Annotated in this window: 9 protein-coding genes; all 9 read left to right on the top strand. The window is 51.5% G+C overall.

What is annotated here, in order from left to right:
• The first annotated feature begins 21 nt into the window (after nt 1-21).
• The 9 genes from BA1DRAFT_RS11645 to BA1DRAFT_RS11605 all read left to right on the top strand — a co-directional run bounded on the left by BA1DRAFT_RS11645 (nt 22) and on the right by BA1DRAFT_RS11605 (nt 26,474).
• Nucleotides 22-15,630, top strand: a complete 15,609-nt coding sequence (locus BA1DRAFT_RS11645; protein WP_036779194.1) for a non-ribosomal peptide synthetase — start codon at nt 22-24, stop codon at nt 15,628-15,630.
• 1,008 nt (nt 15,631-16,638) lie between these two features.
• A complete protein-coding gene (tssB, locus tag BA1DRAFT_RS11640; protein WP_036779191.1) occupies nt 16,639-17,136 on the top strand; it encodes a type VI secretion system contractile sheath small subunit in 498 nt (165 codons plus the stop codon).
• Nucleotides 17,137-17,294: 158 nt separating this feature from the next.
• Nucleotides 17,295-18,827, top strand: a complete 1,533-nt coding sequence (gene tssC / locus BA1DRAFT_RS11635) for a type VI secretion system contractile sheath large subunit (RefSeq protein ID WP_036779188.1) — start codon at nt 17,295-17,297, stop codon at nt 18,825-18,827.
• A 15-nt stretch (nt 18,828-18,842) separates the two neighbouring features.
• The gene (tssK, locus tag BA1DRAFT_RS11630; RefSeq protein ID WP_036779186.1) at nt 18,843-20,192 is read left to right on the top strand and encodes a type VI secretion system baseplate subunit TssK; all 1,350 of its coding nucleotides are present in this window, start codon (nt 18,843-18,845) and stop codon (nt 20,190-20,192) included.
• Complete coding sequence (gene tssL, locus BA1DRAFT_RS11625; RefSeq protein WP_036779184.1) at nt 20,189-20,863, top strand: type VI secretion system protein TssL, short form; 675 nt, start codon at nt 20,189-20,191, stop codon at nt 20,861-20,863. Before tssK ends, tssL begins: the two co-directional genes overlap by 4 nt.
• Complete coding sequence (locus tag BA1DRAFT_RS11620; protein WP_036779182.1) at nt 20,860-22,599, top strand: OmpA family protein; 1,740 nt, start codon at nt 20,860-20,862, stop codon at nt 22,597-22,599. The genes tssL and BA1DRAFT_RS11620 overlap by 4 nt, the downstream gene beginning before the upstream one ends.
• A 17-nt stretch (nt 22,600-22,616) precedes the next feature.
• Nucleotides 22,617-23,108 (top strand): Hcp family type VI secretion system effector, encoded by a 492-nt coding sequence (locus BA1DRAFT_RS11615; RefSeq protein WP_036779179.1) that lies wholly within the window; start codon nt 22,617-22,619, stop codon nt 23,106-23,108.
• A 177-nt stretch (nt 23,109-23,285) separates the two neighbouring features.
• Nucleotides 23,286-25,685, top strand: coding sequence for a type VI secretion system Vgr family protein (locus BA1DRAFT_RS11610; RefSeq protein WP_036779176.1), 2,400 nt, complete (start codon nt 23,286-23,288; stop codon nt 25,683-25,685).
• Nucleotides 25,686-25,688: 3 nt separating this feature from the next.
• Entirely contained in the window at nt 25,689-26,474 is a 786-nt protein-coding gene (locus BA1DRAFT_RS11605; RefSeq protein WP_036779173.1) for a toxin Tle1 chaperone Tla1, read from the top strand.
• Nucleotides 26,475-26,574: the final 100 nt, after the last annotated feature.

The following is a 26,574-nucleotide window of genomic DNA, read 5'->3' as shown; positions in this document are numbered from 1 at the left end:
ATTCGTTGAGGTAGTAAGTAGATGAAAGATAGCATGGCTAAAAAGGAAATTATCTTTGACGCTGGATTAGTACAAGTACCGTCAGAAAAGGTCGGTGATGACATATCTGTTCAGAAACTTAATTTGTTGTCAGAGGCTGAACGTACACTGCTATTGGAAACCTGGAACGCCACTGAAACCGTCTATCCTGATCAGTTGGGTATCCATCAGTTGTTTGAACGACAAGTGGAAAAAAAACCGACAGCTACGGCGTTAATAGCAGGGGATAAGGTCCTGAGTTATGCGGAATTGAATGCTCGTGCTAACCGACTGACTCATCAACTGATTAAACAAGGGGTTGGCCCGAATGACCATGTGGCAATCCTGTTAGAGCGATCTATCGAGTTGGTGGTAGCTCAATTGGCTATTCTCAAAGCGGGGGCGGTTTATGTCCCTATTGATCCCGGAGCGCCGAACGAGAGAAAAAATTGGCTGATAAACGATTGCTTAGCCAAATTGTTGCTCACCGGTGCAGAAGTGGATATCCCGGCTGATCTGGATGTTCCGCTGATTCGTCTCTCTGATGAGACTGACGTGAGCAAGGAGGAAGAAGGTTTTAATCCTGATTTACTTTGTTCCAGTACCGCGCCAGCGTATATTATGTACACCTCCGGCTCGACTGGCACCCCAAAAGGGGTGATCGTGCCTCACCGCGCTGTGGTCCGACTAGTTATTAATAATAGCTATGTTGAAATTGTACCCAATGATCGGGTTGCCTTTGCAGCTAACCCTGCGTTCGATGCCAGCACCTTTGAAGTCTGGGCCCCTTTGCTCAATGGTGGGGCGCTGGTAGTTATTGATCACACGACTTTGTTGACGCCACAGGAATTTGTACAGGCATTAGACCGTTATCAAATTAATATCTTATGGTTAAGTGTCGGCCTGTTTAACCGGCTGGCTGCGGAGTTATCTCCAGTCCTTCCACAGATGAAAAATCTTATTGTCGGCGGCGATATCCTTGATCCCCATGTGATTGCCCAAGTTTTACGTAAGAGCCCGCCTCAGCAGTTATTGAATGCCTATGGACCGACCGAAGGCACCACCTTCACCACCACATACCGGATTGATGCTTTGGCCGCAGTAACAACCAACATTCCTATTGGTCGACCAATTGCTAACACGCGGGTTTACTTACTGGATGAACAGGGCCAGCCGGTGCCATTGGGAAAGGTTGGCGAGATTTATGTTGGAGGCGACGGGGTGGCCTGCGGTTATCTCAATCGCCCTGAATTGACCACTGAACGCTTTGTGGTTGATCCATTTAGTGATGCCCCAGATGCGCGGATGTACCGGACCGGGGATTTGGCCCGCTACCTGCCGGATGGCAATCTAGAATTCCTTGGCCGCAACGATCAGCAAGTGAAAATTCGGGGCTTTCGGATTGAACCGGGGGAAATTGAAGCCTGCTTGGTGGAGTATCCGACAGTACGAGAAGCGGTGGTATTAGCGTTAGGTGAAGGGCAGAACAAGCAATTAGTCGCTTATGTGCTGGCAGAATCGGATAACGAATTGCCAACTCACTTGCGTGAACATTTAAGTGCGCGGTTGCCTGATTATATGGTGCCGGTGGCCTTTGTGCGTCTGGATGAATTCCCGTTAACGCCTAATGGCAAATTGGATCGCCGGGCATTGCCGACACCGGGGGAAGACGCCTTTGCCCGTCAGGTTTATGCCGCACCGCAAGGGGAACGGGAAATTGCATTGGCTACTATTTGGCGCGAGTTACTGGGTATTGAGCAGATAAGCCGGCATGACAGCTTCTTTGCACTGGGCGGCCATTCACTACTCGGCATACGCATGATTGAACAGCTACGCCATTTAGGACTGACGTTATCTGCCCGTGACCTGTTTCAATCACCAATACTGGCGGAGTTGGCCCAAACATTGGGGCAGCATCAGATTGTGGCAGTGCCGCCGAATGTCATTACCCCGACGACCACTGAATTGACGCCAGCGATGTTGCCGCTGATTGATTTGACTCAGCTTGATATTGATCACATCGTCGAGCAGGTACCGGGAGGGGGGGGCAATATTCAAGATATTTATGCGCTGTCACCGTTGCAGGACGGTATCTTATTTCACCACCTGCTGGCGAAAGAGGGTGATCCTTACTTGCTAGCCTATCCAATGATCTTTGCTGACCGTGGTTTGTTAGACCGCTATTTATTTGCGGTACAACAGGTGGTTGACCGCCATGATATTTTGCGTACCGCTTTTATCTGGCAAGGATTATCCATCCCGGCGCAGGTGGTTTGGCGTCAGGCCCTGTTGTCAGTGACTGAACTGACGTTAAACCCGGCTGATGGGCCGGTCAGTGACCAACTGGCGCAACGTTTTGATCCGCGGCAACACCGTTTCGATCTCAGTCAGGCCCCGTTGTTACGCTTTGTGATAGCACAGCAAACGGATGGTCGTTGGTACGTACTGCAATTACAGCATCACCTGATTGGCGACCATACTACGCTGGAAGTCATGAACCGCGAAGTGCGGGCCTATCTTGACGGACAGGACGATAACCTATCGGTGCCGGTACCGTTCCGCAATCTGGTGGCTCAGGCTCGGCAAGGGGTTGACCAGACAGAACCTCACCGATTTTTTACCGACATGTTGGCAGAAGTGGATGAACCGACGTTACCGTTTGGGCTGACTGAGGTACATCGTGATGGTTCTCAGGTCGTACAGGCGCACCGGATGCTGTCTCCCACGCTGAATGATCGTCTGCGTGCGCAGGCAAGACGTCTGGGCGTCAGTCTGGCAACCCTGTGTCATCAGGCTTGGGCGCAGGTGTTGTCGCGTACCAGCGGACAAGAGAAAGTGGTGTTTGGCACCGTGCTGTTTGGACGCATGGCGGCGGGGGAAGGGGCTGACAATGGCATGGGGCTGTTTATCAATACCTTACCACTGCGGTTGGATATCGATGATACCCCGGTTCAGGATAGCGTTAGGGTGGCGCATACCCGATTAGCCGGATTGCTGGATTATGAGCATGCTTCACTGGCGTTGGCTCAACGTTGCAGCGGGGTACAGGGAGGCACGCCGCTTTTTAGTGCCTTATTAAACTACCGGCATAATGAGCAACCGATGATCCCGCATGAGGCAATGCCGGGCATCGAATTTCTGGGTGAACAGGAACGGACCAACTACCCGTTTGTCTTGTCAGTGGAGGATGGCGGCACCACACTGGGGCTGACTGCTCAGGTGGTACAACCGTTTGATTCAGAACGGGTATGCGGCTATATGCAACAGGCGTTGGAAAGTCTGGTGGATGCCCTTGAACTGGCACCGGAAACGCCGGTACGGGAGCTAAACGTTTTGCCTGCATCGGAACGTACATTATTGCTGGAAAACTGGAACGCGACAGAAACCCCTTATCCTGAACAACTCTGTATCCATCAGTTGATTGAACAACAAGCGGAGAAAACCCCAGAGGCTGCGGCGCTGGTGTATGAAAATCAGACGCTCAGCTATGGACAACTGAATGCTGACGCTAACCGGCTTGCCCATCAACTGCTTGCCTTGGGTATCGTGCCAGATCAACGAGTGGCGATCTGCATGACAAGTTCACCGGCGCGGGTAATAGCGGTGCTGGCGGTGCTGAAAGCGGGCGGAGCTTATGTGCCGTTGGACCCGGCTTATCCGGGAGAACGACTGTTGCATATCCTGACCGATGCAGCCCCGGCGGGGTTGAAAACAATCGTGTTGGTGGATAGTACCGGGCGGGCTGCATTGGGTGAGCAAACGCTTGCGGAGCTGACGGTACTAGACCCGAATATCTTACCTGACCAGCCGGACGGCAATCCGCAGGTTCCTGCATTGACCTCACGCCATCTGGCCTACGTGATTTATACTTCTGGATCGACCGGGACGCCAAAAGGGGTGATGATTGAACATCGTGGGTTGGTCAATCTTATCCGGGATAAAATCAGCCAATTCGACATTCGCCCTGTTAGCCGGATGTTACAGTTTGCTTCATTTGGCTTTGATGCCGGTGTCTGGGAAATCATGATGGCATTAGGTAGTGGAGCCTGTCTGGTTATTCCGGCCGAAACCGTTCGTCAAGACCCGCGTCGCCTCTGGCATTACCTGGAAGAGCAATCAGTGACACATGCCTGCTTGACCCCGGCTTTGTTGCGAGAAGGGGCTGATTTGCCAACGATAACAATAAAACCAACCTTGATATTGGGCGGTGAAGCTCCTAGCCCTGTGCTACTACGGGCACTAAGTCATCAGGCGACTCTATTTAATGCCTATGGGCCGACAGAAATTACCGTCTGTGCCACCAATTGGCGTTGTCCGTCACACTATACTGATGTGTTGGTTCCTATTGGGCGTCCGACGGCGAATACTCGTCTTTACCTACTGGATAACCACGGCCAGCCAGTCCCATTGGGCGCGGTAGGGGAACTCTATATTGGTGGCGATGGTGTTGCTCGTGGCTATCTCAATCGTCCTGATCTGACTGACGAGCGCTTTCTGGCTGATCCATTTAGTGATGCTGCCGATGCCCGGATGTACCGGACCGGGGATTTGGTGCGCTACTTGCCGGATGGCAATCTGGTGTTTGTTGGCCGTAGCGACCAGCAGATTAAAATCCGTGGTTTCCGCATTGAGCCGGGGGAAATTGAAGCTCGATTGGCAGAACACCCTATGGTGCGCGAAGCGCGGGTAGTGGTTTTGGGGGATGGACCGGATAAGCGTTTAATTGCCTATGTTGTAGCCGAAGCGGATAGCGGACTGGCGGCCAGTTTGCACACCCATTTGAGTGCTATATTGCCTGATTATATGGTGCCCGCGGCCTTTGTGTGTCTGGCCGCCTTCCCGTTGACGCCAAATGGTAAGTTGGATCATCGGGCATTACCGGCTCCGGGGGAGGATGCCTTTGCCCATCAAATTTATGTCGCGCCACAAGGGGAAATGGAAATTGCAGTGGCGGCTATCTGGCGTGAATTGCTCGGCGTTGAGCAGATTGGCCGACATGACAATTTCTTTGCCTTGGGCGGACATTCCCTGTTGGCGGTGCGGATGATGAACCGCATAGCGGTTTTCGGTGTCGATCTGCCGTTGGCTACGTTGTTTATGTTTCCGTCACTGTCTGCGTTTACCGAGAAGATCTGCGCACAACGTCATGCGGCCAATGATAAATTGCCTGCAATTAGGCCAATATCTCGTGATAGTGTCTTGCCCTTATCGTTTGGTCAACAGCGTCTGTGGTTTCTGGCGCAATTTGAGGGGGTGAGTGATACCTACCATGTTCCGACAGCCTTGAGTTTACGTGGCCGACTAAACCTTTCTGCCTGGCAGCAGGCCCTGAATCGCCTGTTTGCTCGCCACGAGGCGCTTCGTTCTATTTTTATCACCGTTGATGGTCAGCCTCAGGTTGAACTGTTACCGGCGGAATTTGGTCTACCAGTGAAAAAATACGATTTGCGTAAAGCATCTAACGTGGACGAACAATTTAAGCGCTTGTGTGTACAGGAAGCCAAAACGCCGTTTGATCTTGCTCGCGGTCCCCTCATTCGTTGCGCATTGATCCAACTGGCCGATGAAGAACATATATTCTTACTGACTCAGCATCATATTATCTCCGATGCTTGGTCTTTAAAGATATTTGAATCAGAACTGGTTGCACTTTACGCTGCTGGTCTAAATCAACAGCCAGATCCATTGCCGCTATTGACCATTCAATATCCTGATTATGCAGCCTGGCAGCGGCAGGTATTTTCTGGTGAAGGAGTACAGGCACAGAGTGATTACTGGCACCGTACACTGGCAGACGCACCGGTCTTGCTTGAGTTGCCGATAGACAGACCTCGCCCCTTCCAACAATCATTTACCGGTGGCCGGGTAGCGGTGCACATTGATGCTCCGTTGGTACAGGCCCTAAAACATTTGGGGCAACAGCACGGTACCACACTGTTTATGACGCTGTTAACCGCTTGGGCTGCATTGCTATCACGCTTGTCCGGGCAGGATGATGTCGTCATTGGTATACCAAGCGCTAACCGTAATTTGCGGGAAATTGAACCACTGCTTGGTTTCTTTGTTAACACATTGGCGTTGCGTATCGATTTATCTGGCATGCCGGATGTGGTCACACTGCTGCGGCGTGTACGGCAGACGACACTAGGAGCGCAGGAGCATCAAGATCTGCCTTTCGAGCAGGTAGTGGAAATTGTGCAACCGCCGCGCAGACCGGAGCATACACCACTGTTCCAGGTGATGTTTGCCTGGCAAGAGAGTGAAACAGAGGAATGGCAATTACCGGACTTGACGGTAACACCATTCGAGCTGGGATATGATATAGCGAAATTCGATCTGCAACTGGAATTAACGGAGAAGGCGGGCGAAATTGTTGGAGAGCTGAACTACTCTTCTGCCCTGTTCGACCATGAAACCATTGAAAGACAGGTGGGTTATTTGCAGGCTATATTGCGGGCAATAGTGAACCAGCCTCAACAACCTGTCACGGCTATCGACATTTTGTCATCCGCTGAACGAGAGTTATTGCTGGAGAATTTGAATGCGACCAAAGAGCCATATCCTACTCAGCTATGTGTGCATCAGTTGTTTGAACAACAGGCAGAGAAGACCCCGGACGCCATAGCAGTAATCTATGAAAACCAGACGCTCAGCTACGCGGAACTCAATATCCGCGCCAATCGGTTAGCCCATCAGCTTATCGCTTTAGGCGTAGCGCCGGATCAGCGGGTGGCGATTTGTGTGACACGCTCACTCGCGAGGATAATCGGGTTGTTGGCGGTGTTGAAAGCAGGCGGGGCCTATGTGCCGTTAGATCCAGCCTATCCCGGTGAACGTCTGGCTTATATGCTCACTGATGCGACACCGGTTATTTTGATGGCGGATAATGTCGGGCGGGCAGCATTAAGTGAAGACATTCTGGCGACGCTGACGGTGCTCGATCCGAATACCTTGTCGGAGCAGCCGGATAGTAACCCGCAAGTCTCTGGACTGACCTCACAGCATCTGGCCTATGTGATTTACACCTCCGGTTCAACCGGCAGACCAAAAGGCGTGATGATTGAACATCGTAGTGTAGTTAATTTGACACTGACACAAATTACCCAGTTTGATTTTTGTGCCACCAGCCGAATGTTGCAGTTTGCTTCATTTGGTTTCGATGCCAGTATCTGGGAAATCATGATAGCGCTGAATTGTGGGGCCATGCTGGTTATTCCTACCGAAACAGTGCGACAAGATCCACAGCGTCTCTGGCATTACTTGGAAGAACAGGCGGTGACCCATGCCTGTTTGACGCCGGCTATGTTTCATGACGGTGCCGATTTACCGACGATAGCGGTAAAACCAACCTTAATATTTGCAGGAGAAGCGCCGAGTGCCGCGTTATTTCAGGCACTGTGCAGCCGGGCCGATTTGTTTAACGCTTATGGACCGACGGAAACCACCGTGTGTGCGACCACTTGGGATTGCCCGGCCGATTATACCGGAGGAGTCATCCCCATCGGTAGCCCGGCTGCCAACAAACGTCTCTATCTGCTGGATGAACACCGCCAGCCAGTTCCATTGGGCACAGTGGGAGAATTGTATATTGGTGGTGTTGGGGTAGCGCGTGGTTACCTCAATCGTCCTGAATTGACGGCTGAACGTTTCCTGAATGATCCGTTCAGTGATGAAGCGGATGCCCGGATGTACCGTACCGGAGATTTGGCCCGCTATTTGCCGGACGGTAATTTGGTGTTTGTCGGCCGTAATGACCAACAGGTTAAAATCCGTGGTTTCCGCATTGAGTCGGGAGAAATTGAAGCACGACTAATTGAACACTCTGAGGTAAGTGAAGCGCTGGTATTGGCGTTGGGTGACGGACTGGATAAACGTCTGGTGGCTTATGTGGTGGCACCAGCGGATAACGAACTGGCGACCAGACTGCGTGAGTACCTGAGTGATATTTTGCCTGACTATATGATACCGGCGGCTTTTGTGTGTTTGGATGCCTTTCCGCTGACCCCTAACGGTAAACTGGATCGTCGGTCGCTGCCCGCACCGGGGGAGGACGCCTTTGCTCGCCAGGCTTACCAAGCGCCACAAGGGGAAATTGAGATAGCATTAGCCACTATCTGGCGCGAGTTACTGAATGTTGAGCAGATTGGCCGACATGACAGTTTCTTTGCCTTGGGTGGTCACTCGCTGTTGGCTGTCAGGATGATCGAACGTTTACGGCGTATAGGTTTGGGCTTATCGGTGCAAACGCTATTTCAGCATCCGACATTAAGTGTATTGGCTCAATCCTTGGCGCAACATCGCGAAATTAGCGTGCCTGATAACCGTATTACAGTGGATACGACGGTGCTGACGCCAGCAATGTTGCCGCTGATTGATCTGACACAAGCTGAAATTGACCGCATTGTTGAGCAAGTACCGGGTGGGATTGCCAATATTCAGGATATCTATGCGCTGTCACCGTTGCAGGATGGTATTTTGTTCCACCATTTGTTGGCAAATGAGGGTGATCCCTATTTGCTGATCACTCAACAGGCTTTTGCTGAACGGCCTTTACTAGACCGTTATCTGGCTGCGGTTCAACAGGTGATTAACCGCCATGATATCTTGCGTACTGCCTTTATCTGGGCGGGATTATCTGTACCGGCTCAGGTGGTTTGCCGTCAGGCACCTTTGTCAGTGACGGAATTGACGCTCGATCCGGCAGATGGACCGATCAGTGACCAGCTAGCTCAACGCTTTGACCCGCGCCGACATCGTATTGACCTGAATCAGGCACCGTTGTTACGTTTCGTTGTGGCACAGGAGAGTGATGGCCGTTGGATTGTATTGCAATTGTTGCACCACCTAATTGGCGACCACACCACGTTAGAGGTGATGAACAACGAAGTACAGGCTTGCCTCTTGGGGCAAATAGATAGTCTGCCTGCGCCGGTCCCGTTCCGCCATTTAGTGGCACAGGCTCGGCAGGGAGTCAGTCAGGCAGAACATACTCACTTCTTTACTGACATGCTGGCTGAGGTGGATGAGCCAACGCTGCCGTTTGGGTTGGCGGAAGCACATCATGATGGTTCACAGGTGACGGAATCTCACCGGATGCTGACAGCGGAATTGAACGATCGCTTACGTGGTCAGGCGCGGCGGTTGGGCGTCAGTGTGGCGGCGCTGTGTCATTTGGCTTGGGCGCAGGTATTGTCGCGTACCAGTGGTCGGCAACAAGTGGTGTTTGGCACCGTATTGTTTGGACGTATGCAAGCGGGTGAAGGATTTGATAGTGGCATGGGGCTATTTATTAACACTTTGCCGTTACGGTTGGATATCGATAATACCCCGGTGCGGGACAGTGTACGCACAGCACATAGCCGACTGGCGGGATTGTTGGAACATGAACATGCTTCACTGGCGCTGGCGCAACGTTGCAGTGGCGTAGCCAGTGGAGCGCCACTTTTTAATGCGCTGTTGAACTATCGACATAACACCCGGCCGGTCACACCGGATGAAATTATGAGCGGTATTGAATTCCTTGGCGCACAGGAGCGGACCAACTATCCGTTTGTCTTGTCGGTAGAGGATGGGGGGGCCGATCTAGGGCTGACAGCTCAAGTAGTGCAACCATTCGATCCAGAACGGATATGTGGCTATATGCAACAGGCGTTGGCAAGTTTGGTGGATTCCCTTGAGCGGACGCCCGACATGCCGGTACAGCAATTAGACATTCTGCCGACAACCGAACGCACATTGTTATTAAAAACCTGGAACGCCACTGAAACCGCGTACCCTGAGCGGTTGTGCATTCATCAACTGTTTGAACAGCAGGTGGAGAAAACCCCGGATGCCACGGCGTTGGAGTGTGAAGAGCGGTCCCTCAGTTATGCGGAATTGAATACCGATGCTAACCGGTTGGCGCATCAACTTATTGCTCTGGGTGTAGCGCCGGACCAACGGGTGGCGATTTGCGTAGCAAGCTCACCAGCGCGGATAGTGGCACTGTTGGCGGTGTTAAAAGCGGGAGGTGCTTACGTACCATTGGACCCTGCCTATCCGGGTGAACGTCTGGCCCATATTTTGACTGATGCTGAACCGATTATTTTATTAGCTGATAGTGTTGGACGTTCAGCATTAGGTGAGCAAATGCTTGCCGGGCAGACTCTCCTTGATCCGAATTCATTACCTGATCAACCGGATAGCAACCCACAATTGCCTACATTGACCGCCCGTCATCTGGCGTATGTGATTTACACCTCTGGTTCGACCGGCACACCGAAAGGGGTAATGGTGGAACATCATGGGTTGGTCAACCTTGTCCAAGATAAGATCGCCCGATTCGACATTTTCCCCGCTAGCCGGATGTTGCAGTTTGCCTCATTTGGCTTTGATGCGAGTGTCTGGGAAACCATGATGGCGCTGTGTAGTGGCGCTACTTTGGATATTCCTGTTGACACTATTCGTCAGGACCCCAATCTTCTCTGGCATTATCTGGAAGCGCACGCGGTAACGCACGCCTGCCTGACACCGGCTCTGTTGCGGGATGGAGCTGATTTGCCTGCGATAACGATAAAACCCACATTAATACTGGGGGGTGAAGCGCCCAGTGCGGCATTACTTAAGGCGCTGTGCGGCAAGGCAACGGTATTCAATGCTTATGGCCCGACAGAAATCACCGTTTGTGCCACTAGCTGGCGTTGTCCATCAAACTATTCAAGTTATTCAAATTGTGGGGATGAACTCATTCCTATTGGACGCCCAACAGCCAACACTTGTATCTATCTGTTGGATGCCCTTGGTCAACTTGTGCCGCTAGGGGCCGTGGGTGAACTCTATATTGGTGGTGCGGGTGTGGCGCGTGGCTATCTCAATCGCTCTGAATTGACTGACGAGCGTTTCCTTACAGACCCATTTAGTGAAATTGCTGATGCCCGAATGTATCGAACCGGGGATTTGGCTCGCTACTTACCGGATGGCAATCTGGTATTTGTTGGCCGTAATGACCAACAGATTAAGATCCGTGGTTTCCGCATTGAACCGGGGGAAATTGAAACTCGATTGACAGAACACCCCGCAGTTCGTGAAGCGCTGGTACTGGCTTTGGGTGATGGTCAGGACAAACGGCTGGTTGCCTACGTGGCGGCGGCAGAGGATGACGGATTGGTTAACCACCTGCGTGAACACCTGAGCGGGTTGTTACCTGATTACATGGTACCGGCGGCCTTTGTGCGTCTGGAGGCTTTTCCGTTGACGCCTAACGGCAAGTTGGATCGTCGGGCGTTACCTGCGCCGGGGGAGGAAGCCTTTGCCCGTCAGATTTACGCTGCGCCACAGGGAGAAACCGAAACCGTACTGGCGGCTATCTGGCGTGAATTATTGGGCATTGAACAGATTGGTCGATACGACAGCTTCTTTGCTTTGGGTGGGCATTCATTACTCGCGGTACGCATGGTTGAACGTCTGCGTAACTTGGGGTTAACGCTGGCAGTGCGTGATCTGTTCCAATCCCCGGTACTGTCTGAACTAGCGCAAACATTGACGTTGAATCAGGTCGAAAAAGTGCCGGTCAACGTCATTACACCGGCTACCACCGTGTTGACACCGGCGATGTTACCGCTGATTGATCTCACTCAGTCTGAAATTGATCACATTGTCGAACAGGTACCGGGCGGGATAGCTAATATTCAGGATATCTATGCCTTATCACCGTTACAGGATGGGATCTTATTCCACCATTTGCTGGCAAATGAAGGCGATCCTTATCTGTTGGCTGGTCAAATGGCCTTTGCTGATCGGAAGCTGTTAGATCGTTATCTGGTGGCGGTTCAACAGGTGATTAATCGTCATGACATCCTGCGAACAGCCTTTATCTGGCAAGGATTATCCGTGCCAGCACAGGTTGTTTACCGCCAGGTGCGGTTGTCGGTGACGGAATTGACATTAGATCCGGCTGATGGGCCGATTAGCGACCAATTAACGCAACGTTTTAACCCACGCCAATATCGCCTTGATTTGGGACAGGCACCGCTGTTGCGCTTTGTGGTGGCACAGGAGAGTGATGGTCGCTGGATTGTTTTGCAACTGATGCATCATTTGATTGGCGACCATACCGCGCTGGATGTGATGAGTCACGAAGTTCAGGCATACCTTGACGGTCAGGAGAGCAGCTTGCCTGCTCCGGCACCCTTCCGTAATCTGGTGGCCCAGTCCCGGTTAGGGATGAGTCAGGCAGAACATACCCGTTTCTTTACTGAAATGTTGGCTGAGGTGACTGAACCAACGTTACCGTTTGGGTTGACGGAGGTTCGCCATGATGGTTCGCAGATGGTCGAATCGCACCGGATGTTGACCCCTGAGTTAAATGACAGTTTACGTGGTCAGGCGCGGCGGTTGGGTGTCAGTCTGGCGGCGCTGTGCCATTTGGCTTGGGCACAGGTGTTGTCGCGTACCAGTGGACAGCGGCAGGTGGTATTTGGCACCGTGTTATTTGGACGTATGGCAGCGGGTGAAGGGGCTGAAAATGGCATGGGGCTGTTCATCAATACCTTGCCGCTATGCCTGAATATGAATGATACCTCGGTGCGAGACAGCGTACAGGTAGCACATAACCGGCTGGCGGGATTATTGGAACACGAATATGCCTCGCTGGCGCTGGCTCAACGTTGTAGTGGCGTACAAGGTGGAACGCCGCTGTTTAGTACCTTGCTGAACTATCGACACAATGCATCGTCGGCGACGTCGAATGAAATCATGAGCGGCGTCGAATTCCTCGGTGCACAGGAGCGGACTAACTATCCGTTTACGCTATCGGTGGAAGATTTTGGTGATGCACTGGGGCTGACAGCGCAAATCGTCCAGCCGTTTGATGCCGAGCGGGTGTGTGGTTATATGCAACAGGCGCTGGAAAGTCTGGCGGCAGCGCTGGAACACGCTCCAGAAACGCCGGTTCGGCAGTTGGAAGTTTTACCGGCAGTAGAAAGGAAACTGCTACTGAAAATCGGTAATGGCCCGCAAACGGCCTATTCCGACCCGCTGTGCATTCATCACCTGTTTGAACAACAAGTGGCGAACAATCCTGCGGCTACGGCACTGGTATATGAAGAGCAGACTTTCAGCTATGCAGAATTGAATGCGTGTGCTAACCGATTGGCTCATCAGTTAATTGAACTCGGCGTGGAGCCTGATCAACGGGTGGCGATTTGCATCACCCGTTCACCGTCAAGAGTGGTCGCGTTGCTGGCGGTACTGAAAGCGGGTGGCGCTTATGTTCCTTTAGATCCATCTTATCCGGGTGATCGGTTGGCTTATATGCTTACGGATGCGGCACCATCAGTGGTACTGGTGGATAATGCGGGCCGTACCGCGCTAGGCGAACAGGCACTTGCTGCATTAACGGTGCTTGATCCCACGATCCTGCCTGATCAGCCGGATAGCAATCCACACGTCCCGGCGTTAACCTCACGACATCTGGCCTATGTGATTTACACATCCGGTTCCACCGGCACACCGAAAGGGGTAATGGTGGAGCACTGTGGCTTGGTCAATTTGATTAGAGATAAAATCACTCAATTTGACATTCGCACGGATAGTCGGCTGTTACAATTTGCCTCATTTGGTTTTGATGCCAGTGTCTGGGAAATCATGATGGCGCTGTGTGGGGGAGCGACTCTGGACATTCCGGTTGATACGGTTCGTCAGGACCCGCTGCGCCTTTGGCGTTATCTGGAACAACGGCGGGTAACACACGCCTGTTTAACTCCGGCTCTGCTACGGGATGGAGCTGATTTACCGGCGATAACGATAAAACCCACTTTAATACTGGGTGGAGAAGCACCCGGTGCAGCGCTGTTGCAGGCACTACGTGGTCGGGCAACGCTGTTTAATGCTTATGGCCCGACAGAAATCACCGTCTGTGCAACTTGTTGGCGTTGCCCGTCAGACTATACGGATGTGCTGATCCCTATCGGACATCCGACAGCGAATACACGTATCTACCTCTTGGATAATCACGGCCAGTCAGTGCCATTTGGGGCAGTGGGAGAATTGTACATTGGTGGTGCTGGTGTCGCCCGTGGCTATCTCAACCGTCCTGATTTGACGGCTGAACGCTTTCTGGTAGATCCGTTTAGTGATCAACCGGATGCTCGCATGTACCGCACCGGAGATTTAGCCCGCTACCTGCCGGATGGCAATCTGGTGTTTGTGGGGCGTAACGATCAGCAGATTAAAATCCGCGGCTTCCGCATTGAACCGGGTGAAATCGAAGCGCGGTTGACGGAATATCCTGATGTGCGTGAGGCGATTGTATTGGCGTTAGGTAATGGTCAGGATAAACGTCTGGTGGCTTATGTGGCAGCACCAGAGAATAACGAGTTGGCAAGCCAATTACATCGTCATTTAAGAGCTATATTGCCTGACTATATGGTGCCGTCAGCCTTTGTACGTCTGGACGCCTTTCCGTTGACGCCGAACGGCAAACTGGATCACCGGGCATTGCCAGCGCCTGATCAGAGCGCGTTTGCTCGTCAGATCTATGAGGCACCGCAAGGAGAAACGGAGAGCATCTTGGCGGCTATCTGGCGTGAATTACTGGGGGTTGAGCGGATTGGCCGACATGACAACTTCTTTACCTTGGGGGGACATTCGCTGCTCGCTATGCGGATGATCAATCTAGCCGCAGAACGGGGATTAATTTGCTCATTGAATAATCTGTTCCAATTCCCGGTGTTAGCGGAACTGGTGGCGGAGATCACCTCAGATAAACTGTTTCAGTGGCAAAGCAGCGCCATACCGGTACGACCGGATGGTACCGAGCCGCCGCTATTCTTCGTACCGAGCGGCATGGATGATTACTCATATGTTTTCGGGCTGGCTCAACATATTCAGGCGGATTATCCGATTTATGCTCTACCTTGGCCGTCTATCAATGAGGAACAGGTGTCAACCATTGAAGTTCTGGCGAGCAAAATGATCACCTTTATGAAAGCAGTGCAACCAGAAGGCCCGTATCGGATATACGGTTACTCTTCTGGCGGTATACTGGCTTATGCCATTGCTCAGCAACTGTTGCATGCCGGAGAGACAGTTAATTTCTTGGGGCTAATTGATACACCGGCTCCTCACTGTTTCAAGACACGAGTCGATCAACCTAAACTTCAGTTCCTTGCTGAATTGGCAAGGCAATCAGTGGATGAGCATCCTCAAGAGATTGCGGCATTGCATGAGAAAATGGACGAACTGAATTTAGTACAATTTATTGCCGCAGCGCAGGAGCTGGAATTATACCCATCAAATCTGCGCCCTGACTTAATTGCCAAACGTTGGCTACAGATGGGAAATTATGTCCAAATGGTCAAGGATTATCAGCCGAAAGCTCTGGCGATAACGCTACATCAATTCTATGCAATGGAATCTTATCCGCAGATCCCGTTTGTTACCGATGTTGCGCTACAGTCCGTAACGATGGAACCGTCGTTAGGTTGGGAACAGATAGTTCCTGACTCTTCGCTACAGTTAACTTCGGTACCGGGGGACCATTTTAGCCTGATGGAAAATAGTGAAAATAAAACTGTTTTGGCTAAGACCTTAAGCATGGCGTTGGCAATGAATTGTGAGGCGGAGGCGCTGTAATGCCAGTGATATTGCGGGATGAAAAGTTATACTTAAATAAAAATAGTTAAAGATCAGTTTGCCCGGCTAAAGGTTTTTATAATAGCCGGACAACCTTGCTGAATATGGGCACCGAATGTTAATCACTTCGGTGCCTTATTTTTTATCAAGTTCTACACCTGACGCTAGAGGAGAAATCCTATTTTTCAGCATTGCTTACATTTGTAAACAATGTTTACACTTTTAAACAATTGTTACACTTTTAAATGAATTTAAACACTCTTAACGCTTCAATGCCGAATATAATGGAAGTTATTTGCTGTCATTTGCACACTTATAATCCTATGAGGTTTAAAATAATAATAGTCATGTTACTATCCTTTAAAACAGAAGATGCTCTATGAAAATATCAGTAATGGCAGTTCTTATTAATCCATCGTAATCGACTATTCTCTTCTGTGTAACTGAATTTATTCTCATTCGCATTAACTTAAGCTGATAATCATGCTTCTTTTACTTGTTTTACTAAATATTTTACCTGTTATGCTGTGGGGATGAAAATTATTTTGGTTGTTGATTTTATTGTTAATTTATTGAAAATAAAGGATTATTTAATATTTAAATCATTTGTTTGACCTATGGGGATAATATGATTTACTAGTCGATTAATATTTTTAAAATAAGTTCAATTTTTATTAAAATAAATTCAATTCCGTTTAGATTTCGTTGATATATTGTTTATTTAATCTCTTGATTAAGATGTCTTATATCTGATGGAAATGAAGCAAAAAATGCTTTTTGATAAAAAATGACTTGATTTTATATAAATCTGTTTAGAAAATCCCCTTACCCAGAAAATGGCCTGCCTGATAAATCCATTTATCTATCGCGGTGGGTGTTGTCGGTTTTCTCTTATTTTCCGCTTGGTTAGTGCCTGCTTTTAAATATCTGAATCCGGTTTTGTTTCTGAAATGCATTGTGGCATGAACATCATGCCACTCATTCTATTTTGTTGTTGAGGAGTCACTTATGACACATAGTTTTCAAAACGAGATCCCTAAATCGCGTATTAATATCAAATTGGACTTGCATACAGGAGGTGCGCAGAAAAAAGTTGAACTGCCGCTGAAATTATTGGTCATGGGAGATTACAGCAACGGGCAGGAGAATCGCCCTCTCGGGGAAAGAAAAAAAGTGGCTATCAATAAAAACAATTTTGATAGCGTACTGGCTGAATTCAGCCCCGCTATTAACTTGACGGTCGAAAATACCTTGGCCGGAGATGGCAGCGAGGAGAATATCGCCCTTATTTTTCGGCAAATAAAAGACTTCGAGCCTGAACAAATCGCTCGCCAAATCCCGCAACTGCGGGTCTTGCTTTCTATGCGCCATCTATTGCGCGATCTGAGATCCAACCTGCTCGACAACGCCACCTTTCGCCGGGAGCTGGAACATATCCTCCAGGATCAAGCGCTAAGCGATGAGCTACGCGCTGAATTGGCCGCATTGGCACCAAAAACCATTTAATTATTACGGTATTCATACCCTATGGATTTCAAGATGTATCGCGGCGGCAAGGGAACGAATCCCCGGGAGCATAGATAACTATGTGACCGGGGTGAGTGAGTGCAGCCAACAAAGAGGCAACTTGAAAGATGACGGGTATACATCAGGAGATAGGATTAATGACAGTACAAGAACAACAAACCGCTGCGGCGGCGGTAACGACTCACGCCGAAGGCAGTGTTTATCAATCGTTATTTAAGAAAATCAATTTACAGCCGGTAGAGCAGTTAAGCGATATTGAACGCTTTCAGAGCAGTGATGCGCTGGCTGATGTGACGGCGGACGAGCGAGTCACGGCGGCTGTCAGTGTTTTTCTTTCTATGCTGAAAACCTCGGCGCAAAGGGTTAAACGGCTGGATAAAGCATTATTGGATAACCATATCCGCGAGTTGGATGAGCAAATCAGCCGTCAATTGGATGTGGTTATGCATCACCCTGAATTTCAGCAGGTGGAATCTGCCTGGCGTGGACTGAAATTCTTGGTTGATCGCACTGATTTTCGTCAGAACGTCAGGATTGAAGTGTTGGACGTTACCAAAGAGGATTTGCGGCAAGATTTTGACGATGCGCCGGAAATTGTTCAGAGCGGTTTCTATCACCACACTTACATCCAAGAATACGATACGCCGGGCGGTGAACCTATCGGATCGGTGATTGCCAATTATGAATTTGATGCCGGCACGCAGGATATTGCGCTGTTGCGTAATATCGCCAAAGTCTCGGCGGCGGCGCATATGCCATTCATTGCCGCTGTTGGCCCGGCTTTTTTTGGCAAACAAACGATGGATGAAGTGGCCGCGATTAAAGATATCGGCAACTACTTCGACCGCGCCGAGTACATCAAGTGGCAAGCATTCCGCGACAGTGACGATGCTCGCTATATCGGCTTGACTTTACCCCGAGTGCTAGGGCGTTTGCCCTATGGTCCAGACACCGTACCGGTGCGGACTTTTAACTATGTTGAAGAGGTCACCGGTCCGGATCACGATAAATATTTATGGGCCAACGCCGCCTTTGCTTTTGGCGCAAACATGATCAAGAGCTTTGTCAGTAATGGCTGGTGTGTCCAGATCCGCGGTCCGAAAGCGGGGGGCGCGGTGACCGATTTGCCGATCCATCTCTACGATTTGGGGACCGGTAATCAGGTCAAAATTCCGTCAGAAGTGATGATTCCAGAAACCCGCGAATTTGAATTTGCGAATCTGGGCTTCATTCCGCTCTCTTACTACAAAAACCGGGATTATGCCTGCTTCTTTTCCGCTAACTCGGCGCAAAAACCGGAGTTGTATGACACCGATGAAGCGACGGCTAACAGCCGTATCAATGCGCGTCTGCCCTATATCTTCCTACTGTCACGTATTTCCCATTATTTGAAACTGATTCAGCGGGAGAACATCGGCACCACCAAAGATCGGCGTCTGCTCGAAATTGAACTGAACAACTGGATCAACACCTTGGTAACCGAGATGACCGATCCTTCCGATGATTTGCAGGCTTCTCATCCGCTGCGTGAAGCGCACGTCATTGTTGAAGATATTGACGACAATCCAGGTTTCTTCCGCGTCAAGTTGTATGCGGTGCCGCATTTTCAGGTAGAGGGGCTCGACGTCAACCTCTCTCTGGTTTCTCAAATGCCGAAATCCAAAGGTTAACAATAGGGGAACATCATGAAAATTGAGCGTCCGCTATGGGCGACAGGAACCATCTTGTCTCCCCAACAGTTTCAGCAGCAGGCTCGTTGGGAGGCATATGCCAATGAGTCGATTGCTCGTCTGGGGCTGGCGCATCCTTGGGGTGTGCTGACCGCGGTATTTGATCAACACACCTTAGCGTTGGGGCAGTTGAAAGCCGATCACCTGTGTGTGCGTTTTGCCGATGGATCGCTGATTGACACCGATCAGGCGGATCACTTACCGCCGGTGCTGGAATTGGCAGCCGTTTTGCCGACAGACGCGCAGCAGGTCACGGTATTACTGGCATTGCCGCACACTTACGCTAATGGAGGTAACTGCCTTAAACCAGATGAACGCGCTGATCGTCCGGTGCGTTACCAGCAGGAGTGGGTGCCGGTACAGGATGAATTCAGTGATCGCAGTGAGTCGATGGCGGTTGCTCGTTATGCGATATCACTACGTTTTGACAGCATGGAAAACGGTCAATATCTCACCTGCCCGGTGGCGCGTCTGTTGCGCGACGCTCAGGGAAAATGGATTGTTGATGAGCAATTTGTACCGCCATTACTGCGTCTTAGCGCACATGCCGGTTCGATAGCTCGGCTCGATCGACTGTTGACGCAGCTACGTGCAAAACAGGCTCGATTGATGGCAATGCGCCGAGAGAGCAATGAGCGGATGGCGGATTTTGCGGTGGCGGATGTGTCGTTGTTCTGGCTGCTTAACGCGCTTAACAGTTATGAACCGATATTGAGTGATTTTAAGGCTCACTCAGATGTGCATCCAGAACTGTTCTACCGTGAAGCGGCAAGGCTAGCGGGCAGTCTGTTGACCTTTTCACTGGACCATAACGCCAGCGTGATCCCGCGTTATCAGCACGATAATTTGACGGCGGTATTCCCGCCGCTATTTGACTTGCTGAGTCAATTGCTGGAGATCAGCTTGCCGTCGCGGATGGTGACGATTGAGTTGAAGAAACCATCAGAACAGCAGTGGATAGCCACTCTCCACGATGCTCGCTTATGTGAAGCGGCGGATTTTTATCTTTCTGTCCGCTCTTCCATACCGGCGCACCAGTTATACACCCGGTTTCCGCTGTTATGTAAAGCCGGTGCGCCGGATGAGGTTGACCGGATGATTAGCCGGGCATTAACCGGCATCCCCTTAGTCGCACTTAGCCATGTCCCGGCCGCGGTCCCGTTGCGGCTGGAGAACCAGTATTTCGCCCTTGATCTCACCCATCCGGAGGGCAAAGCCATGCTGGCGGCGGGGAGCTGTGCTTTCTACGTGCCCGGAGTACTGGGCGATATTCAGCTTGAACTATTTGCGGTATTGAGGACATGAATAAATCACCTTTATTAACTAAAAAATCGCCACCGGATATCGATGCCCTGTTACAGAGCAGTTACCTGTTGGTGGCAGAGCTATGTCAGGGCGCATCGGTGGAACAGGCGGAGGTGGTGTGGCAGCACTGCACCCGTGAGATAGAACAGACACGGCAAGCGCTGCGTGATGCGGATGTCAGTGAATCCGCGATTAATCATATCAGTTACGCTCAGTGCGCCCTGTTGGATGAAACCATATTGGAGCGGGCACCGAAACAGGGATATGCACCTTGGCGAGCAACATCATTACAGGAGCATTTCTTTAATACCGCCGAGGCCGGTAACCAGTTGTATGAACGGATGCGTACTGTACTGCATGAACCGGCCCCTGATCGGGCAGTACTGACCTGTTTTCACCGCGTGTTGCTGTTGGGATTTCAGGGAAAGTGTCAGGAGGATACCTCATTGATACGCGAACAACTGGTAACACGCTTACGTCAACAGGTCGTACCTTTTGGCACGGCTCAACAATCACCGGCGTTAACCACGGAGCCGCCGTCCAGTTACAGGCTACGTCCCATCGTCGGCCAACTAGCCGCGGCGATCTCCGGGATGGTCATCGTGTTGCTCGGTGTCTGGTGGGGGTTAGGTCACTATCTGGCAACGCTATTTCCGGGGTTGGCGAGATGAGTGTCATGTTGCGACGGGTGTTATGGGGATGGGGAGCCGGGCTGGCGCTGCTGCTCTGTCTGGTCTGGTTGCCCTTATCGCCGGTGGGCCGGTGGGAGGGGGCAGTCATTATCCTGCTCTGCACGCTGGTGGGGCTGTTTTATCGTGGGCGTTTTCAACGGCGAGAGTGCCTTAACAGCCTGTCAGCGATGCTGCCGCCTGAAAGTAATCGCCTGCCGGTAGTGTTGGTATATAGCAACATCCAGGACAGCCTGTTTGGTGATGAACTGTTGCGTCAGACGCCGCAAGGCTACTGGTTGTGCTTACCGTCAGGGACTTCTCTGTCCGACGGGGTAGCTAGCTTGCTGGCGGCCCGGCCTTCTTGGGGCGGTCAGTTAAGCGTGATGGCAGTGATAAACCCGCAGCAATACCGTGACGCCGCCGTACTGGCAGGTTGGGTGCGAGAACTGCGCTGGCAGCTATCTCAAGTGCGTCAACGGCATGCTATCCCGCTGCCTTTACTGTTAGCGGGCTACTTAGCCGTACCATCCCGACAACCTGACGACTCACCGTGGTTTGAGTGGCAATCAGGACGAACCACGGTGACGGCCTGGCGTGAAGGTGCCTCTTTTCAACCACTCGCGGATTGGTTGGAACAGGGCACGCTGGCAGAACAGATGGCGCGTTTTCAGCGAGGGGTTGAGCTGACTGACTGGGCTGATTGGATGAAAGCGCAGGTATTGCCCGTCTGCCTGACCCCGGAAGATGGTTTATCTCCTTGTCCGCCGCTGGCGATGGTATTGAAGTTTGTACCGGCATTACCGCATTGGTTAACCGGCCATGTTTGGCAACAGTGGTTACAGACCAAAACGGCGCTGAACAGGGCGGGCGATCCGATAGTCACATCGGCTACCGGTGATGCTGCCGTTACATTGCCATTTCCGGACAGTGTAGTGCGCCTGCTGCCCACAAGTGCGCTACAAACAGCGGTACAACGGGCCGTGGGGATAGCTCTGGGGCTGTTTCTGCTGGCGGGCATAACTGCGCTAGGTTGCTCGGCCTGGCATAACCGACAGTTATTGCGTCAGGTGGAGAGTGACTTGCTGCATTACCGGTCCATTGCCGCGACGGATGATAGCCGCAAGGCACAGGCGGAGGCAGTACTGAGGAGTGACGCTGATCGGCTTGAAGAGTATCACCGGGATGGCGTGCCGTGGCGTCTGGGATTGGGGCTATATCAAGGAGCGCGATTACGTCCGCCATTGCAGGCGGCCATTGCCGATTATCAGGCTAAACCGAGGGAGAAAACGCCGGTAACGCCGGTGGAACCGCAGACCATCAGCCTTAACAGTCTGGCGTTGTTTGATGTGGGACAGGCGAAACTGAAAGCGGGTTCGACCAAAGTATTAGTCAACGCGCTAATGAACATCCGCGCCAAACCGGGCTGGATGATCCTCATCACCGGACACACGGATTCCACCGGTGATGCCACGAAAAATCAGGCGCTGTCACTGGCACGCGCCGAAGCAGTACGCGATTGGATGTTACAAACCAGTGACATATCGCCGGCTTGCTTCACTGTACAAGGCAAGGGAGCAACGAGTCCGATCGCGACTAACACAACCGCTGCGGGGCGAGCTGCCAATCGCAGGGTTGAAATCCGTCTGATACCGCATGCAGCCGCCTGTGCGCGGCCGCAGAAAGTACCGGACATTTTATCAACAACGTCGCCGCTACCGGCGACATCACTCAAGTAACAATTGGAGTAATTATTATGGCGATTCCCGCTTATTTATGGCTGAAAGATGATGGCGGTGCTGACATCAAGGGTTCTGTCGATGTACAGGGCCGGGAAGGCAGTATTGAAATTGTGGCGTTGGAACATATGTTGCACATCCCGACGGACAACAATACCGGCAAACTGACGGGGACCCGTGTACACGCTCCGCTGGTATTCACCAAAGAGGTGGATGCATCAAGTCCCTATTTGTATAAAGCGGTCACCACCGGCCAGACCCTGAAATCTGCTGAAATCAAATGGTACAGCATTGATGACGCAGGTCAGGAGAAAGAGTACTTCATCACCCAACTGGACAACGTGAAAGTGGTGAAAGTGGCACCGCTGATGCATGACATCAAAGACCCTGCCAAAGAAAAGCACAACCATCTGGAACGCATTGAATTGCGTTACGAAAAAATCACCTGGACCTACAAAGACGGCAACATCATTCACGCTGATGCGTGGAATGAGCGCACGACGGCGTAACAAGCTTGGCAGACGGATTAATCCGTCTGCTGTTTTTTCATTTTTTGCGTGATCGCGGGGGCGGGAGGCCCCGTGATAAAAAAATTGAAAACCAGATAAATCATGACCTTATGGGCCTCGGTATACGGCTATGGGCGGTAGCGTACCCAAACGACTGAGGAATAATCGGAAGAAAATATGACGAATCCAACACCGATGATCATCTTTGATCACAGCCGCTACAGACTAAAAGTGTGGTACAACAAAGCGCCGCTGGATGTGCTGGCCTTTACCGGGCAGGAAGCCTTAAGCCAGCCGTTTCGCTATGCCATTGAATTCACCAGTGCGGAGAAAGGGATTGAACCGGCACAGATGCTGATGCAGCAGGCTTCATTTACCCTAACTTCGCCTGCGATCAATCCGGGGATACGGTGGATGCCGATTGTGCCGCCGGAGCCGCTGCGCTCGGTTTACGGGGTGATCAGCGGCTTTAAACTGCTCTCCACCTCGCGGGACGAAAGCCGTTATGAAGTGACGCTGGAGCCCCGGCTGGCGCTGCTGGCGAGAAGCCATCAATACGCCATCTACCAAAAACTCTCCGTGCCGGAGATTGTGGAGAAAGTCCTGCGTGAGCGGCATGGCTTTCGCGGGCAGGACTTCCTGTTCAGTCTGACACACAACTATCCGAGGCGGGAACAGGTGATGCAGTATGGCGAAGATGACCTGCGCTTTATCCAACGCCTGCTGGCGGAAGTGGGTATCTGGTACAAAGTGACGGCGGATGACCGGTTAAAGATTGATGTGGTGGAATTTTACGACGACCAGCGTGACTACCAGTTCAACGTCTACCTGCCTGCCCGTAATCCGTCAGGCATGCACGGCGAGGAAGACGCGGTGGTCTGGGGCATGGAGACCGCGTATCAGGTGGTGGAGGGAAAAATTGCGACTCGGAATTATGACTACCACGATGCCCGGCCGTATCCCGGCCTGAACACCGAGGTAGATGTGGCACGGGGCGACCAAACCACCTATGGCGAAGCGTACCATTACCGCGATGACTACCGGATACCCGGTGACCGTTACGCCTATCAACCGGAGACGGAAAGTGGGGTGTTTTATGCCCGCCTGCATCATGAGCGTTACCTGAATCAACGCATCCGCCTGCGGGGGATGACCACTTCCGCCACGCTGGTGCCGGGGCAGGAATTGAAAGTGAAGGGCGACGCGCCGGAAGCGTTTCGCAAAGGGGCGATCATCACCCAGATCACCAACAGCGCCCGCCGGGACAGCAGTTTTGAGATGACATTCACCGCCATTCCCTATTCCGAGACCGTGTGCTTTCGCCCGGAACGGGTGCCGAAACCGGTGATGGCCGGCACGATACCCGCGCGGGTGAGCAGCACGAAAGTGAATGATATCTACGGCGATATCGACAAAGACGGCTTGTATCGGGTGGCGTTTAACTTTGACCGGGAGAAATGGCCGCAAGGGGGCGAAAGCCTGTGGGTGCGTCTGGCACGCCCGTACGCGGGGGAGAACTATGGCTTTCACTGGCCGTTGCTGGAAGGCACCGAAGTCGCGATCGCCTTTGAAGGGGGCGACCCGGACCGGCCCTATATTGCCCATGCTCTGCACGACTCAGTGCACCCGGATCACGTCAATCTCTACAACTACAAACGCAACGTTCTGCGCACCCCGGCGAATAACAAACTGCGGATGGATGACGAACGCGGTCGGGAACATATCAAACTGAGTACCGAATACGGCGGTAAAAGCCAGTTAAATCTCGGTCATCTCGTTGATAGCCAGCGCCCACACCCGGATAAACGGGGAGAAGGCTTTGAGCTGCGAACCGACGACTGGGGCGTGATCCGGGCCGGTAAAGGGTTGTTTATCAGCGCGGATAAACAGGCCCGCGCGGGTGGCGAAGTGCTGGAGATGGCGCCGGCAATCAGTCTGGTCAAAGGCGCGGTGAATCAGGTGCTGGAGTGGGGAACGGTGACCAAAACTCACCTGAATCATCAGCCGGATACTGAAAGCCTGAAAACCTACTTACAGCATGTGGATCAACTGAAAATGGCGGCCATGCTGCTCAGTGCGCCGGAAGGAGTGGGGATTGTCAGCCCGCAGACCGTGATGGTGCAAAGTGGTCAGGCGCTCTATGCACAAAGTGCGGGGGATGTGCATATTGCCAGTGCAAACCGGATTGGGATGAATGCGACACAGGCTATCTCCCTGTTAGCACAAAACGAAGGGATGCGTCTGGTGTCAGGGAAAGGGCCGCTCACCATTGAATCACATGGCGATAGTTTAGGTATCACCGCATTAAACGATGTCACCGTCAATTCAACACAGGGTCACGTCCAGATTACGGCGAAAAATGGCCTGACATTGGCGTGTGGCGGCGCGTACATCCGTCTTTCTCCGGCAGGAGAAATTGAAATTCACGGGCCGGGCCTGTTAAGCCTGAAAGGGCAGCACAAAATGGCGTCACCGGCGAAACAGGACTTTCCTTTGCCTGACCTGCCTGAATCGGTGTGTGTAGAGTGCGTTAAGGCAGCGAAAGAGAGCATGAAAGGGTTTGTTTTGAGGAAATAGCTAATGAATCACGATTTGATCACTGACTGGATTGCCGCACTTAAGGCGGCGGCAACAGATAACGACATGAGTTACCTCAATATGATTGTGGATCAGTCTGGGGAAGCGTTCTCCTTGATCCCAGAGCTGCAAAGTTTTTCGCCTGAAATCAAATGGTGTTCGCTGTTTCAGGGATTGCCTGAAGAAATTATGGCGGATGATGCGCCGATATTGATGCGGATTGATTTGACACACCCTGACCAGTGGCAATGGATGCAGGAAGTTATCCTGCGCTTAAAGGAAAAACGGTCGCTGCTAATTTTATGCTCATCATGGTCATTTGATTTGTTGTCTCAGCATTTAATTCAATGTGTGGATGCAACATGGGAGGGACAGGCGGGAATTTTACGCTTTTTTGATCCGTCTATTTTTGCTGTGCTGTTTTCCCATGTATTGGATACGGGACAACAGCAACAATTACTTCGGCCAGCGCTGTTCTGGAGCTGGCTTAATCGTGACGGCGTTTCAAATTTTCTTTTGGGTGAAGGGAATGAAGAACCGGTTAATGATGCCGTTGAGAAAATTGATCTCACTGATAAGCAACTAGAGAGCCTCTTGTGTGTTTCTGATGCGCATCGGCTGATATTGCAATTGGATGATAAGAACGAATCTCTGGAAGCTTCGAATGAACAACTGTTTAACCACTGTTATGCATTGATGATTGAGGCAACTGACCAGTCCATTTTACTGGATGACGACAGAGAGTCATTCGTACTTAAACACCTCAAATCCAGATTATCACCAGTGTGAAGGTATAGAAGATGAAAAAACAACAACTGAGGCTGGCAGTTTTATGTCTGCTGCTGGCCGCCTGTAGCCAGTTTTCGGCACAGGCGGGAATCATTGAAGC

This window comes from Photorhabdus aegyptia (assembly GCF_000612035.1).
In the GTDB taxonomy this organism is placed as follows: domain Bacteria; phylum Pseudomonadota; class Gammaproteobacteria; order Enterobacterales; family Enterobacteriaceae; genus Photorhabdus; species Photorhabdus akhurstii.
Note: the sequence above shows the minus strand (reverse complement) of the source record. Positions and strands in the feature narration are given on the sequence as shown.

Excerpts from the sequence above, each read along its gene's own strand:
- BA1DRAFT_RS11645 (WP_036779194.1), top strand. The coding sequence starts at position 22 with ATGAAAGATAGCATGGCTAAAAAGGAAATTATCTTTGACGCTGGATTA.
- tssB (WP_036779191.1), top strand. The coding sequence starts at position 16,639 with ATGACACATAGTTTTCAAAACGAGATCCCTAAATCGCGTATTAATATC.
- tssC (WP_036779188.1), top strand. The coding sequence starts at position 17,295 with ATGACAGTACAAGAACAACAAACCGCTGCGGCGGCGGTAACGACTCAC.
- tssK (WP_036779186.1), top strand. The coding sequence starts at position 18,843 with ATGAAAATTGAGCGTCCGCTATGGGCGACAGGAACCATCTTGTCTCCC.
- tssL (WP_036779184.1), top strand. The coding sequence starts at position 20,189 with ATGAATAAATCACCTTTATTAACTAAAAAATCGCCACCGGATATCGAT.
- BA1DRAFT_RS11620 (WP_036779182.1), top strand. The coding sequence starts at position 20,860 with ATGAGTGTCATGTTGCGACGGGTGTTATGGGGATGGGGAGCCGGGCTG.
- BA1DRAFT_RS11615 (WP_036779179.1), top strand. The coding sequence starts at position 22,617 with ATGGCGATTCCCGCTTATTTATGGCTGAAAGATGATGGCGGTGCTGAC.
- BA1DRAFT_RS11610 (WP_036779176.1), top strand. The coding sequence starts at position 23,286 with ATGACGAATCCAACACCGATGATCATCTTTGATCACAGCCGCTACAGA.
- BA1DRAFT_RS11605 (WP_036779173.1), top strand. The coding sequence starts at position 25,689 with ATGAATCACGATTTGATCACTGACTGGATTGCCGCACTTAAGGCGGCG.